This window comes from Billgrantia ethanolica (assembly GCF_021404305.1).
GTDB classification, from domain to species: domain Bacteria; phylum Pseudomonadota; class Gammaproteobacteria; order Pseudomonadales; family Halomonadaceae; genus Halomonas; species Halomonas ethanolica.
Map to the genome: position 1 here is coordinate 377247 of NZ_JABFTX010000004.1, position 12389 is coordinate 389635.

The window sequence follows — 12389 nt, forward strand, 5'->3', positions numbered from 1 at the left end:
GCGCTCAGCTGGTCAATAGCCGCAGCAGGTTCTTGTAGTCCTCGCGGATGTCCGCGCTCTCTTCCTGTAGTGACTGCACCTTGCGGCAGGCATGCAATACCGTCGTGTGATCGCGGCCGCCGAAGGCATCGCCAATTTCCGGCAGGCTGTGGTTGGTCAACTCCTTGGCTAGTGCCATGGCGACCTGACGCGGCCTGGCCACCGATCTCGAACGGCGCTTGGAGAGCAGGTCGGCGAGCTTGATCTTGTAGTACTCGGCCACGGTGCGCTGGATGTTGTCGACGCCGACCTGCTTGTCCTGCAGCGCCAGCAGATCCTTCAACGACTCGCGAATGAAATCCTGGGTGATGGGCTTGCCCATGAAATGGGAGTCGGCAATGACTTTTTTCAGCGCTCCCTCCAGCTCACGCACGTTGGAGCGAATTTTCTGGGCAATGAAGAAAGCGGCGTCGTGAGGCAGATCCACCTTGGCCTGATCCGCCTTCTTCATCAGGATGGCGACCCGAGTTTCCAGCTCCGGCGGCTCGATGGCCACGGTAAGGCCCCAGCCGAAGCGCGACTTGAGCCGCTCCTCGACGCCGCTGATCTCCTTGGGATAGCGGTCCGAGGTGAGGATCATCTGCTGACCGCCCTCGAGCAAGGCATTGAAAGTGTGAAAGAACTCCTCCTGGGAGCGCTCCTTGCCGGCGAAGAACTGAATGTCGTCGATCAGCAGCGCATCGACGCTGCGATAGAAACGCTTGAAATCGTTGATGGCATTGAGCTGCAGCGCCTTGACCATGTCCGCCACGAAGCGCTCGGAGTGCAGATAGACCACCCGCGCATTCTCGCGCCGCGCGGCCAGGGCATTACCCACGGCATGCATCAGGTGGGTCTTGCCCAGACCGACGCCACCGTAGAGGAACAGTGGGTTGTAGGCACCACCGGGGTTCTCCGAGACCTGCCGCGAGGCGGCCCGAGCCAGCTGGTTGGACTTGCCCTCGACGAAGGTTTCGAAGGTGAAGCTGGGGTTGAGCCCGCTGCTGTGCTTGAGGCTACCCTCGACCTGCACTTCGCGCTCGCTGCCGGAACGCCGCGCCGTGCCGCCCTCCTCGCGCAGCTGATCGATCTCACGCTCATCGCCGATGTCGCCGCGAGGCGGCACCTGAACGGCAGGCGCCAAGGGGGAGTGAGGATTGGCCGAGACAGGAGCCCCGAGTTCGCGCGTCTGGGGCTTGACCGCCGCCACCTTGCGACTGCCCACGGCCAGTACCACCCGCGGCGGTTTGGCAGGCGCCAGCTCCCTGAGCAGCTCATTGATGCGCTTGGCATACTTGTCGCCGACCCAATCACGTACGAAACGGTTGGGCGCCAGCAGCCGCAGCTCGTTGGCTTCGCCCTCCTCGGCCTGCAGAGGGCGAATCCATGTATTGAACTGCTGGGCGTTCAGCTCGTCCTGCAGATAATCCAGACACTGTTGCCAGAGAGCAAGAGACACTCGACCTCACCATGACCCGTTGATGCGTGACCGGACATTGTATCCTTCGCCCGCCGGGTTATCCACAGCGGAAAACCCCGCAAAACAGCTGTGGAAAAGCTCAGGTGGCACCGGTGATCATCCTGTCCATCAATGGCGGACCACCCCAGGCTGTGGATGAGTCGGGCAACCATCAACAGCCAAGTCACAGCATGAACACGCCTTTCCCCACGCTTTTCCACAGAACCGGGCATCAGACAATCCTCTGATCAGAATGGGAAATACCACCTTATCAACAGAATTGATCCCCACCATTAGTCACAATAGCTTCAAGAAAACCTCTTATGATGATTGCTCTAGCGCCGTTCTCTGCGGATACCCTGCGATGATGCGGGAAGGTGAGGAACAATTGCGTCGGGCAGCCGAAGTCTCTACAATTTCCGGTCTTGAACCGAATCTGCCCCTGGTTCCAGTCGGGAATCAGGGCATTCCTGTAAGACGATCCGTCAACAAACCACGTGGGAATCAAGAGTTATGAAACGCACCTTTCAACCCAGCGTTCTGAAGCGCAAGCGTGTCCACGGCTTCCGTGCTCGCATGGCTACCAAGAATGGTCGTGCCGTTCTGGCTCGCCGCCGCGCCAAGGGCCGCAAGCGTCTGAGCGCCTGATCGCGGATTGCGCGTGTCCGGTCATGGTTTCCCCAAACAGCTGCGATTGCTGACAGCCGGGGATTATCGAAACGTTTTCGATCACGCGGCACTCAAGGTACATGGCAAGGGGCTGATGGCCCTGGCGTGCCCAAATGGACTGGACCACCCCCGCCTTGGCCTGGTCATCAGCAAGAAGAACGTCCGCAGAGCCGTGGATCGCAACTGCCTGAAGCGTGTGGCGCGCGAGTCCTTACGCCTGCGCCAGGGCTCATTACCCGCCGTGGATATCGTCCTGCTGGCACGTCGCGGCGCGAGCGAACTGGACAAGGCCACGCTGCATCGCCAGCTTTTCGGCATGTGGCGGCGCCTGGAGCGTGACGCGCAGAAGTCGATGACCTCCTGACCGGATGCGGTGTTAGTCTCCGCTTCGATGGCCTGCCTCGGCAGGCTGTCGCCCTCTTTCACATGGCAGCGGATCTCGTTCCAGCGGCATGTTCACTACCCACCGGGCAGAACCCTCATGGACGTAAAACGACTCCTATTGCTGATTCCACTGGCCGTGCTCACCTACCTGCTGGTGGTACAGTGGAACCAGGATTATGGCCAGGTTGCTCCTGAGCCAGATGCTCCCACCATCACCGCCCCGGCCCCTGGGGACACGCAAGCGCCCGATGACGACGCGCTGGCCGTGCCTGCCGCCCCCCAGGCGGAGCAGGAGATGACCGGCGACATGCCGGCGGAATCTGCCGAGCCGACCAGCGCCCGCGACCTGGTCGCCGTGGTGACCGACGTGCTCGACGTGCGCATCGATCCCCAGGGGGGAGACATCGTTTATGCGGCACTGCCCCGCCATCGCATGACGCTGGGCTCGGACCGCCCCTACGTGCTGCTCTCGGACAGCGAGACACGCAGCTATGTGGCCCGCTCGGGCCTGCAGCTGGACGGCCAAGGTGGACGCATCAGCTTCTCTCCGGAGAACACCAGCTATCGCCTGGCCGACGGCGAGGGTCGCCTCGACGTGGACCTGCACGGCGAAGTGAACGGCGTCGACGTGATCAAGCGCTTCTCCTTCGAGCGCGGCAGCTATGCGGTCGAGGTCAGCTACTACCTGGCCAACAACACCGAAGCGCCGGTCACCGCCCGTTTCATCGGTCAGCTGGCCAGGGACAACAGCCCCGATCCCTCGGCGGGCGTTGCGCTGGGCATGAGCTCCTATCTGGGTGCGGCCTACTCATCGCCGGACGAGCGGTACCAGAAGGTCGATTTCGACGACATCCAGCGCGGTCGTTTCAACAACCGCGACGTCCAGGGCGGCTGGGTCGCGATCATCCAGCACTATTTCGTCTCGGCCTGGGCACCGCCCCAGAACCAGCAGAACCTGCAGTACGCCACCACCGACTCGCGCAACCGCAACGTCGCGGCATTCGCCGGCCCGGTGACCACGGTGGCGGCAGACGGAGAGGCGCGCCTGGGTGCCACACTCTACGTGGGCCCCAAGGTTCAGGATTATCTCGAGCAGGTCGCTCCGCATCTGCGCCTGACCGTCGATTACGGCTGGCTGTGGTTCATCGCCAACCCGCTGTTCTGGCTGCTCGACCAGATCCATAACCTGGTGGGCAACTGGGGCTGGTCCATCGTCTTCCTGACCATCCTGGTCAAGCTGGCCATGTGGCCGCTCTCCGCCAAGGCCTACAAGTCGATGGCCCGCATGCGCAAGCTGGGCCCGGAGATGCAGCGCCTGAAGGAGCAGTATGGCGATGATCGCCAGAAGATGTCCCAGGAGATGATGAAGTTCTACCAGAAGGAGAAGATCAATCCTCTGGGCGGCTGCCTGCCGATCCTGGTGCAGATGCCGGTGTTTATCGCCCTCTACTGGATGCTGCTGGAGTCGGTGGAGCTGCGCCACGCGCCCTTCATGTTCTGGATCCAGGATCTGTCGATGAAGGACCCCTTCTTCATCCTGCCGATCCTGATGGGCGTGTCGATGTACGTGCAGCAGCTGCTCAACCCGACGCCTCCGGACCCCATGCAGGCGAAGATCATGAAGATGCTGCCTATCGTCTTCACCTTCTTCTTCCTGTGGTTCCCGGCAGGCCTGGTGATCTACTGGGTGGTCAACAACATCATCTCGATCGCGCAGCAGTATGCCATCACCCGCAAGATCGAGAACGACCCCAGCGTCGGCAAGGGCTTGAAGACCAAGTAACCCTGTCGCGGCACTACCTGGACCCCTGCCTCGGCAGGGGTCCGGCGTTTGGGGCTCATCAGCGAGGAAAAAGCGCATGGCCGAGCGGCTCTACCATCAGGACACCATCGCCGCGCTGGCCACGCCGCCAGGGCGCGGCGGGGTCGGTATCATTCGCGTCTCGGGCCCTCTGTGCGCCACGATCGCCGAGGCCGTGGTGGGTCACCTCCCGGAGCAGCGCCGCGCCCACTACGGCCCCTTCCATGGCGCTGCCGGCATCATCGACGAAGGCATTGCCCTCTATTTTGCCGGGCCGCACTCCTTCACCGGCGAGGACGTGCTCGAGCTGCAGGGGCACGGCGGACCGGTGATCATGGACCTGCTGCTGGAGCGCTGCGTTCAGCTCGGTGCCCGCCTGGCCCGCCCGGGGGAGTTCTCCGAACGCGCCTTTCTCAACGACAAGCTCGACCTGGCTCAGGCCGAGGCCATCGCCGACCTGATCGAGGCCAGTTCGAGAAGCGCCGCCGAGAACGCCCTGCGCTCGCTACAGGGGGAGTTCTCGCGCCGGGTGGCGAGCCTGGTGGACAAGCTCATCGAGCTGCGCATGTACGTCGAGGCGGCCATCGACTTCCCCGAGGAGGAGATCGACTTCCTGGCCGACGGCCGGGTCGCCGAGATGCTTGCCGCGGTGCAGGCGGAGCTAGCCGAGGTGCGCACCGCCGCCGGCCAGGGGGCGCTGATGCGTGAAGGCATGAACGTGGTGATCGCCGGGCGGCCCAATGCCGGCAAGTCGAGCCTGCTCAACGCCCTCACCGAACAGGAGACCGCCATCGTCACCGATATCGCTGGCACCACTCGCGACGTGCTGCGTGAACACATTCATCTGGACGGCATGCCGCTGCACGTGATCGATACCGCGGGACTGCGCGACACGCCGGACGCAGTGGAACAGATCGGCGTGGCCCGGGCCTGGGCCGAGATCGAAAAGGCCGACCGCGTACTGCTGCTGGTGGATGCCGCCACCACCGCGGCGACCGATCCCATGGCGATCTGGCCGGAGTTCGTCGCCCGCCTGCCCGACCCGAACCGCCTGACCCTGGTGCGCAACAAGATCGATACCAGCCAGGAGCAGGCCGGCTACGACGGCGCCGACGCCACCCCGGTGATCCGCCTGTCGGCCCGCACCGGGGCAGGCCTGGAGAGCCTCAAGGCGCATCTCAAGGCGGTGATGGGATTCACCGCCACCACGGAGGGACGCTTCTCGGCCCGGCGCCGTCATCTGGACGCCCTGGACCGGGCGCAGCAAGCGCTTACCAACGGCGAGGAGCAGCTATCGGGCTACGGCGCCGGCGAACTGCTGGCGGAAGACCTGCGCGATGCCCAGCAGGCGCTGGGCGAGATCACCGGCGAGTTCAGCGCCGACGACCTGCTGGGAGAGATCTTCGGCAGCTTCTGCATCGGCAAGTAGCCGCCCTACTCCCCCACCCACCAGTCGGCCCGGTAGCGGCTGGTCTCGCTCAGCCGCGACGTGACCCGCGCCATGGCGGCGGCAAGGCGCTCGTCCAGCCCCCAGGGCGGGTTCACCACCAGCATGCCGCTGCCGTACATGCCGCGCTCCTCGCCCGGATCGCGCAACATCAGTTCGCTGCGCCAGATCTTGCGCAGGCCGCCGTCGCGCAGCCGCTCCAGCAGTTCGAGATGACGCGCCGCAGGAAGCAGCGGATACCACACCAGCACCACCGCATGGCGCGCCTTGCGCATGGCGCCGAGCACGCTCTCGGCCACTTCGGCGTACTCGGCCTTCAGTTCATAGCTGGGGTCGAGCAGTGCGCACACCCTGGGCGTGGCCACCGGCAGCGCGGCGCTCAGCCCCGCCAGGCCATCGGCGTGGATGCGCCGCACGTTGGCCGGTAGCGCCTGCTGCGTCAGATGCTCGTGCTCCCCTGGATGCAGCTCGAACAGCTGCAAACGGTCGTCCCGCCGCAGCCGCTGGCTCAGCCACCAGGGCGAGCCCGGGTAGTGTTCGAGGCGGCCGGCAAGGGGCTGCAAAGCGGCGATCGCCTCCAGCCAGCCGGCCAGCAACGGCTCGTCGCTCAGCGACTCTCGCGCCTGCCACAGCGGCAACACGCCGTTGCGATACTCGCCCAGGCGCTGGGTCTCGCTCGCCTTCAGCGGATAGAGGCCGCGACCGGCATGGGTATCGAAGAAGGTGATCGGCGAACTCTTGCGCAGCAGATGATCGATGACTGCGTAGAGGGTGAGGTGCTTGTGGACGTCGGCGAAATTGCCGGCATGGTAGGCATGCTGATAGGAGAGCATGGCGAATCGCCTTCGGCTGGTACGGAACGAAAATGCACAGGCCCGTCACCTGAGCGATGACGGGCCTGTCGACGCCACGGATACGTCGTGCTTACTGGAACTGCGACTCGATAGGAGTCAGGGTGATCTCGACGCGACGGTTCTGGGCGCGGCCCTCTTCGGTTGCGTTGGTGGCAATCGGCTGGCTGGGGCCGTAGCCGGTCATGTAGAGGCGATTGCGCGCCACGCCGGACTGGGCCAGGTAGTTGCCCACCGACTCGGCACGACGCTCGGAAAGACGCTGGTTGTAGCTGACACTGCCGGTGCTGTCGGTATGACCGGCGATGTTGACCCGGGTATCGGTGTACTGGGTCAGCACGTTGGCTACGTCGTTGAGGGCGTTGCGCGCCTGCACGGTCAGCTCGCTGGAGTCGAAGCCGAAGGTCACGCTGCTGGGCATGTTGAGCACGATGTCGTCGCCACGACGCTCTACCTCGACACCGGTGCCTTGCATGCTCTCGCGCAGCTGCTGTTCCTGGCGATCCATGTAGGCGCCGATACCGGCACCCGCCGCGGCACCCACGGCCGCGCCGATCAGTGCCCGATCGCGGCGGCTGGTGCTGCCGCTACCCGAGAGCGCCCCGGCGGCGGCACCCACGGCCGCCCCGACACCTGCTCCGGTAACGGTGCTGGAGCGCTGGGTCTGGCCCGAGTAGGGGTCGGTCGTTGCGCAGCCAACGAGCAGGATGGCAGCGGCAAGAGGGGCAATGAGTCGAGACGCTTTGAACATGGACAATCTCCGGATCAGGGGAACGAGCTCATTCTGTGCCAGCTTCACTCACGAGCGCCAGCAGCTCGTTCAAGAATAATAGACCTTGGGGCGAAGCCTGAAGCCTTTGCGCATCTTCCACCAGAAGTCCTTTTTTACGTGCCGCCACGAGCCGTTCACCGAGCAGCGTGCGCGGGCGACCGGTATGCGCCGCCCAGTCCGCCATGGCGACCCCGTCGACGAGGCGCAGCGCATTCATGGCGAACTCCAGCGGCAGCTCGTCGTCGCCGACCTCGCCGCGGCCGGCAACGAAGCCCCGGGGATCCTCGCGGCGCCGCAGATAGGCCTCGGGCTGGCGCGTCTTCCAGCGCCGCTCGATGTGCAACCGCCCCGACTCGCCTTCGGCGATACTGAGTTTGCCGTGGCTGCCGGCACCGATGCCCAGGTAATCACCGAAGCGCCAGTAGTTGAGGTTGTGTCGCGAGCGCCGCCCGGGCCGCGCGTAGGCGGAAATCTCGTAGCGCGTCATGCCCGCCGCCTCGAGCCGTTCGTGGCCCAGGTCCTGGATGTCCCACAGCACCTCCTCGTGGGGCAGAACCGGCGGATGCGAGTGAAATTCGGTGTTGGGCTCGAGGGTGAGCTGATACCAGGAGAGGTGCTCCGGCTCCAGCGCCAGAGCACGCTCCAGATCGGCCAGGGCCAGCGCCGGAGTCTGGTCAGGGAGACCGTGCATCAAGTCGAGGTTGAGGTTGTCGAACCCGGCGACACGCGCCTCCGCCACCGCAGCCACCGCATCGTCGCCGCTGTGAATGCGCCCCAGCGCGCTCAACTGAGCCGACTGGAAGCTCTGCACGCCGAGCGAGAGCCGGTTGATACCGGCCTGACGATACCCCTGGAAGCGACCGCGCTCCAGGGTGCCGGGGTTGGCCTCCAGAGTGATCTCGATGTCTTCGGCCAGCGGCAGCCGCTGCGCCAGGGCATCGAAGAAGCGCGCATAGAATTCCGCCGACATCAGGCTCGGCGTTCCCCCGCCGATGAAGATGCTGACCAGCGGGCGGCCCGCGGCCAGCGGTAGGTCGGCGTCGAGATCGGCCAGCAGGGCGGCCAGGTACTCCGCTTCGGGCAGCGCCGCACCACGGCCCACGCCATGGGAGTTGAAGTCGCAGTAGGGGCACTTGCGCACGCACCAGGGCACGTGGACGTAGAGCGCCAAGGGCGGCAGCCAGGGTGTATCTGGAGGCGAAGTGGGCATCAGCGGCGTGACGTTTCGCGCAGGGCCGCCAACATGGCCTCGAGGGCTCGGCCACGGTGGCTCAGGCGATTTTTCTCCTCGGCATCGAGTTCCGCCACGCTCTTGCCCAGCGACGGCAGCCAGAACAGCGGGTCATAGCCGAAGCCGCCCTCGCCGCGCGGCTGCTCGAGGATCTCACCTTCCCAGCTACGCTGCACGATCAGCGGCACCGGATCGTCGGCGTGACGCAGATAGACCAGCGCACACCAGTAGCGTGCGCTACGGTCGCTCCCGGTTACCCCCTTCAGGGACTCGAGCAGCTTGGCATTGTTGCGTTGATCGCTCTTGGGTTCGCCGGCAAAGCGGGCCGAGTAGATGCCCGGCTGCCCCGCCAGGGCATCCACCTCGAGTCCGGAGTCGTCTGCCAGTGCCGGCAGGCCACTGGCCCGGCTGGCTTCGCGCGCCTTGAGCAGCGCATTCTCGACGAAGGTCAGACCGGTCTCCTCGACGTCGACCACGCCGAAATTGGACTGGGGTCTGATGCGTAACCCGAGGGACGCGAAAAGCTGGCCGAACTCCCGAATCTTGCCAGGGTTACCGCTGGCCAATACCAGTTCGTCCGTAGATGTCACGATGGCTCCTTGGGCAGGTCGTTGTCACCGGGACATATTTTACACGAGGCGGGTGGCGGGCCGAAGCAGAACCGCTGCGAATAAAGAGGGAAGCCGCAAGCCGCAAGCAAATCGGTTCGGCACATAACCCACCGAGGCTTGTAGAAAACGAACCTGTAACCTATCTTTACAATCTATCCAGAAGCTTCGCCGCTACAGAGGTTGACGAGAAACCAGGCATCATCGCTTTTCAAGCGTCTATCCGATTGGCATCTCACTGATTTACATGAAAAATCCTTGTAATAGGAAATAATAAATTCATCTTTCTGTTGGCTTATGGCGTAAGACCAGCGAAAAAAAGATCTAGCAATAGCACTCTATTTGTAATGAAAAGAAAACAACGCTTGCTTCAATGTCGAAGGAATCGAAAGGGACGAGCGACAATGGATAAGATGGAGAACAAGGCAAGGCTCTTGATGGTGGGCACGTTAGGCAGTGGCCAGCAGCGGCTGATACAACGCATGACGGACAAGGGGTGGAACGTCAGCACGGCAGGCACGCTGGCCCAGGCGGAGTCTCGGCTGGTCGAAGGTGAGCACGAAGCAGGTATCTTCTGCCTGCACGACAGCGGCATCAGCGATCTGAAGCGGGTCGAGCGACTGGTCGTTCGCTCGGACATGGAATGGATGGCACTACTGGGTGAGCCGGAACTGGACGACCCGCTACTGTGCAGAACGCTGGGTGATCTTTTCATGGCCTACCAGCCGGAGCCGGTGGACATCGATCAAATCGACTGTCTGATGCAGCATGCCGTGGTCATGAAGCGGCTGCGTTCGGAGGCGGCTGCATCCGTGGTGCTCCCACGGGCCGAATTCGGAATGGTCGGCACCGTACCGGCCATGCACAAGGTATTCGAGACCATACGCCGGGTCGCCTTGGTCGATGCCCCGGTCTTCATCAGCGGTGAGTCGGGAACGGGCAAGGAGCTTGCCGCCCGGGCCATCCACGAACGCTCACCGCGTGCTTCGGCACCCTTCATTACCGTCAATTGCGGGGCACTTCCCGGCAGCTTGATCCAGTCCGAGCTTTTCGGCCACGAAAAGGGGGCCTTCACCGGGGCCAGCCAACAGAAGATCGGCCAAATCGAGGCGGCCGCAGGTGGCACGCTGTTTCTGGACGAGATCGGTGACCTTCCCCTCGAGCTGCAGGTCAACCTGCTGCGCTTCCTGGAGGAGAAGACCATTCAACGCATCGGCGCCCTGGATGAGATCCACGTCGATGTCCGGGTACTCTCGGCAACACATATCGACCTCGAGAAAGCCGTCGAGAAGGGTCGATTCCGTGAAGATCTCTTCCACCGCCTCAACGTACTGCGGGTCAATATCCCCCCTTTGCGTGAACGTCAGGAGGACATCGAGATCCTGGCTCGCTACTTCTTCAACAAGTTCATCGAGGAGAAGTCGATGAAAGTTCGCGGTTTCAGCCTGGAGGCACTGGCGCTGATGCGCCAGTACCACTGGCCAGGCAACATCCGCGAACTGATCAACCGGGTACGCCGCGCCATGGTCATGTGTGAACAGCGATTGGTCAAGCCGACGGACCTGGGACTGGAGCGGCGCGCCTCGATCCGCCATGCCATCACGCTGGAGGAGGCTCGCAACTGCGCCGACAAAGAAGCTCTGATCGGCGCCTTGAACCGCCACAAGCACAAGGTCAAGAAAGCGGCCGACGAGCTGGGCGTATCCCGAGTGACCCTCTATCGCCTGATGGAGAAGCATCAACTGGGGCGCAAGAACGAGCAAGCCATCTCCCTCTCCGCCACCTGATCGGGTCCGCACCATGCTGAGGAACTCGCTTCATCGGCAAGGAAAATCCCACCTACACCCAAGGCGGCGACAGGAGCACACCGGGCCACAGCGAAAAGGACGCGGTCAGCATGGCGTGCTTACCCATCTGGGCCAGTTACTAGACTTTTCCGGTGCTGGCGCTGTCGGCGATGCGAGTGTTCATCGACTCGTCCTCCGCGTGACTCGTCTGGTACTGATCAATGTCCATATTGAGCCCATAACGCATTGTTTTGAATCGATTACAAGAAATCGCGACAGCAGAAAGGTGTACGCAACACGGAACCAGGGCTGAGAAACCCCTTGGAAAAAGAAGCATGATATGAGCCAGACCGCATGCATGGATCTAGTACTACTGACAAAAAACGACGACTAGGTACCTGGCTTAACAAGCTAGTGGGAATTCATGGACAAGTATTTTCCAAACAGCTGATGTAAAAGAGATTTTCATACCAACCTATGAGGGTAAGAATGCCTCGGCAGGAGGACTACGGCTGACTGCTACGCTGTAACGAGTATGAAACGTTAAATCCAAATGGAATAAGTCTTCATAAAGCAATGCAAAAAACGTATTAACGCATTCTCACTTTTTGTCCGAGACTCCAGAGACCAGTCGCGCACTTACACTTTTTTACATTTATAAAAACGAATGCAAGGGAGGGTGGGAACAATGGCCAGTCAGCAGTCTCGAATCCTGCTCGTAACTGATATCAACCCCCAGTCCAAGCTGTTTATCGAGCACCTTCAACAACAGCTGGGGCACGCGGTAACGGCCACCGAAACGGAGGCTATGCCGGATTTAACAGTGGACAACATTCTGGTCATTCTCGACCTGGATCATCTGAGCGAGGCCGGCATGCAGAAATGGCAGGCGGCAGTGGATGGCAAAGACAATATCAGCCTTGCCGCTTTCAATGTACGTGGCGAAGACCATGCCGTAGAGCTGCTTTCATCGCTCAATCTTCAAGGGATATTCTACCGCAACGACAGCGTCGAGCTGATCTGCAAGGGAATCGAGGCCCTGCAGAGCGGTAGCCTATGGATGTCCCGCGCGCTGATGTCACGAATGATTCAGTTGCTTCGGCGCCAGCAGATGAATTCGTATCGGCCGGCCTGCGGCCTGACGCAGCGTGAGCTGGAAATCATCGGCCTGCTCGGCACCGGTGCCACCAACGCAGAAATCGCCGAGAAGCTGTTCGTCAGCGAGCATACGGTGAAATCGCATCTCTACAACATTTTCAGGAAAATCAAGGTACACAACCGGCTGCAGGCCATGAACTGGGCTCGGCGCAACCTGTTCAGCGTTCCCCCGAGCTACAAGCGCGAAACACGACATTGATATGA

11 protein-coding genes are annotated in these 12389 nt (G+C 62.4%); 6 read left to right on the top strand and 5 right to left on the bottom strand.

Going from position 1 to position 12389, the window contains the following annotated elements; genetic code table 11:
• Positions 1 to 4: 4 nt before the first annotated feature.
• Positions 5 to 1477 (bottom strand): chromosomal replication initiator protein DnaA, encoded by a 1473-nt coding sequence (dnaA, locus tag HOP53_RS18330; RefSeq protein WP_234271340.1) that lies wholly within the window; start codon positions 1475 to 1477, stop codon positions 5 to 7.
• A gap of 513 nt (positions 1478 to 1990) precedes the next feature.
• Between dnaA and rpmH the strand changes: the two genes are divergently transcribed.
• The 4 genes from rpmH to mnmE all read left to right on the top strand — a co-directional run bounded on the left by rpmH (position 1991) and on the right by mnmE (position 5760).
• Positions 1991 to 2125: a 50S ribosomal protein L34 gene (gene rpmH / locus HOP53_RS18335; protein WP_010626003.1), complete on the top strand. Its 135-nt coding sequence runs from the start codon at positions 1991 to 1993 to the stop codon at positions 2123 to 2125.
• 13 nt (positions 2126 to 2138) lie between these two features.
• The gene (rnpA, locus tag HOP53_RS18340) at positions 2139 to 2510 is read left to right on the top strand and encodes a ribonuclease P protein component (protein WP_234271341.1); all 372 of its coding nucleotides are present in this window, start codon (positions 2139 to 2141) and stop codon (positions 2508 to 2510) included.
• 117 nt (positions 2511 to 2627) lie between these two features.
• The gene (gene yidC / locus HOP53_RS18345; protein ID WP_234271342.1) at positions 2628 to 4313 is read left to right on the top strand and encodes a membrane protein insertase YidC; all 1686 of its coding nucleotides are present in this window, start codon (positions 2628 to 2630) and stop codon (positions 4311 to 4313) included.
• Positions 4314 to 4389: 76 nt separating this feature from the next.
• The gene (mnmE, locus tag HOP53_RS18350) at positions 4390 to 5760 is read left to right on the top strand and encodes a tRNA uridine-5-carboxymethylaminomethyl(34) synthesis GTPase MnmE (protein WP_234271343.1); all 1371 of its coding nucleotides are present in this window, start codon (positions 4390 to 4392) and stop codon (positions 5758 to 5760) included.
• Between the two features lie 5 nt (positions 5761 to 5765).
• On the opposite strand, the gene HOP53_RS18355 is transcribed toward mnmE, so the two are convergent.
• From HOP53_RS18355 to rdgB, 4 genes are all read right to left on the bottom strand, one after another.
• Positions 5766 to 6611 carry a 23S rRNA (adenine(2030)-N(6))-methyltransferase RlmJ gene (locus tag HOP53_RS18355; RefSeq protein ID WP_234271344.1) on the bottom strand — a complete coding sequence of 282 codons (846 nt, stop codon included), beginning with the start codon at positions 6609 to 6611 and terminating at the stop codon, positions 5766 to 5768.
• A gap of 91 nt (positions 6612 to 6702) precedes the next feature.
• Positions 6703 to 7380 (bottom strand): YiaD family glycine zipper/OmpA-like lipoprotein, encoded by a 678-nt coding sequence (locus HOP53_RS18360; RefSeq protein ID WP_234271345.1) that lies wholly within the window; start codon positions 7378 to 7380, stop codon positions 6703 to 6705.
• 28 nt (positions 7381 to 7408) lie between these two features.
• A complete protein-coding gene (hemW, locus tag HOP53_RS18365) occupies positions 7409 to 8611 on the bottom strand; it encodes a radical SAM family heme chaperone HemW (RefSeq protein ID WP_234271346.1) in 1203 nt (400 codons plus the stop codon).
• A complete protein-coding gene (gene rdgB, locus HOP53_RS18370) occupies positions 8611 to 9222 on the bottom strand; it encodes an RdgB/HAM1 family non-canonical purine NTP pyrophosphatase (RefSeq protein ID WP_234271347.1) in 612 nt (203 codons plus the stop codon). The genes hemW and rdgB overlap by 1 nt, the downstream gene beginning before the upstream one ends.
• A gap of 422 nt (positions 9223 to 9644) precedes the next feature.
• Between rdgB and HOP53_RS18375 the strand changes: the two genes are divergently transcribed.
• A complete protein-coding gene (locus tag HOP53_RS18375) occupies positions 9645 to 11027 on the top strand; it encodes a sigma-54 dependent transcriptional regulator (protein ID WP_234271348.1) in 1383 nt (460 codons plus the stop codon).
• Positions 11028 to 11715: 688 nt separating this feature from the next.
• Positions 11716 to 12384 carry a LuxR C-terminal-related transcriptional regulator gene (locus tag HOP53_RS18380; protein ID WP_234271349.1) on the top strand — a complete coding sequence of 223 codons (669 nt, stop codon included), beginning with the start codon at positions 11716 to 11718 and terminating at the stop codon, positions 12382 to 12384.
• The last annotated feature ends 5 nt before the right edge of the window (positions 12385 to 12389 follow it).

What these genes read in the sequence shown, in the direction of transcription:
- HOP53_RS18380 (WP_234271349.1), top strand. Translation starts at nt 11,716, where the DNA reads ATGGCCAGTCAGCAGTCTCGAATCCTGCTCGTAACTGATATCAACCCC.
- HOP53_RS18375 (WP_234271348.1), top strand. Translation starts at nt 9,645, where the DNA reads ATGGATAAGATGGAGAACAAGGCAAGGCTCTTGATGGTGGGCACGTTA.
- mnmE (WP_234271343.1), top strand. Translation starts at nt 4,390, where the DNA reads ATGGCCGAGCGGCTCTACCATCAGGACACCATCGCCGCGCTGGCCACG.
- HOP53_RS18355 (WP_234271344.1), bottom strand. Translation starts at nt 6,611, where the DNA reads ATGCTCTCCTATCAGCATGCCTACCATGCCGGCAATTTCGCCGACGTC.
- rpmH (WP_010626003.1), top strand. Translation starts at nt 1,991, where the DNA reads ATGAAACGCACCTTTCAACCCAGCGTTCTGAAGCGCAAGCGTGTCCAC.
- hemW (WP_234271346.1), bottom strand. Translation starts at nt 8,611, where the DNA reads ATGCCCACTTCGCCTCCAGATACACCCTGGCTGCCGCCCTTGGCGCTC.
- HOP53_RS18360 (WP_234271345.1), bottom strand. Translation starts at nt 7,380, where the DNA reads ATGTTCAAAGCGTCTCGACTCATTGCCCCTCTTGCCGCTGCCATCCTG.
- yidC (WP_234271342.1), top strand. Translation starts at nt 2,628, where the DNA reads ATGGACGTAAAACGACTCCTATTGCTGATTCCACTGGCCGTGCTCACC.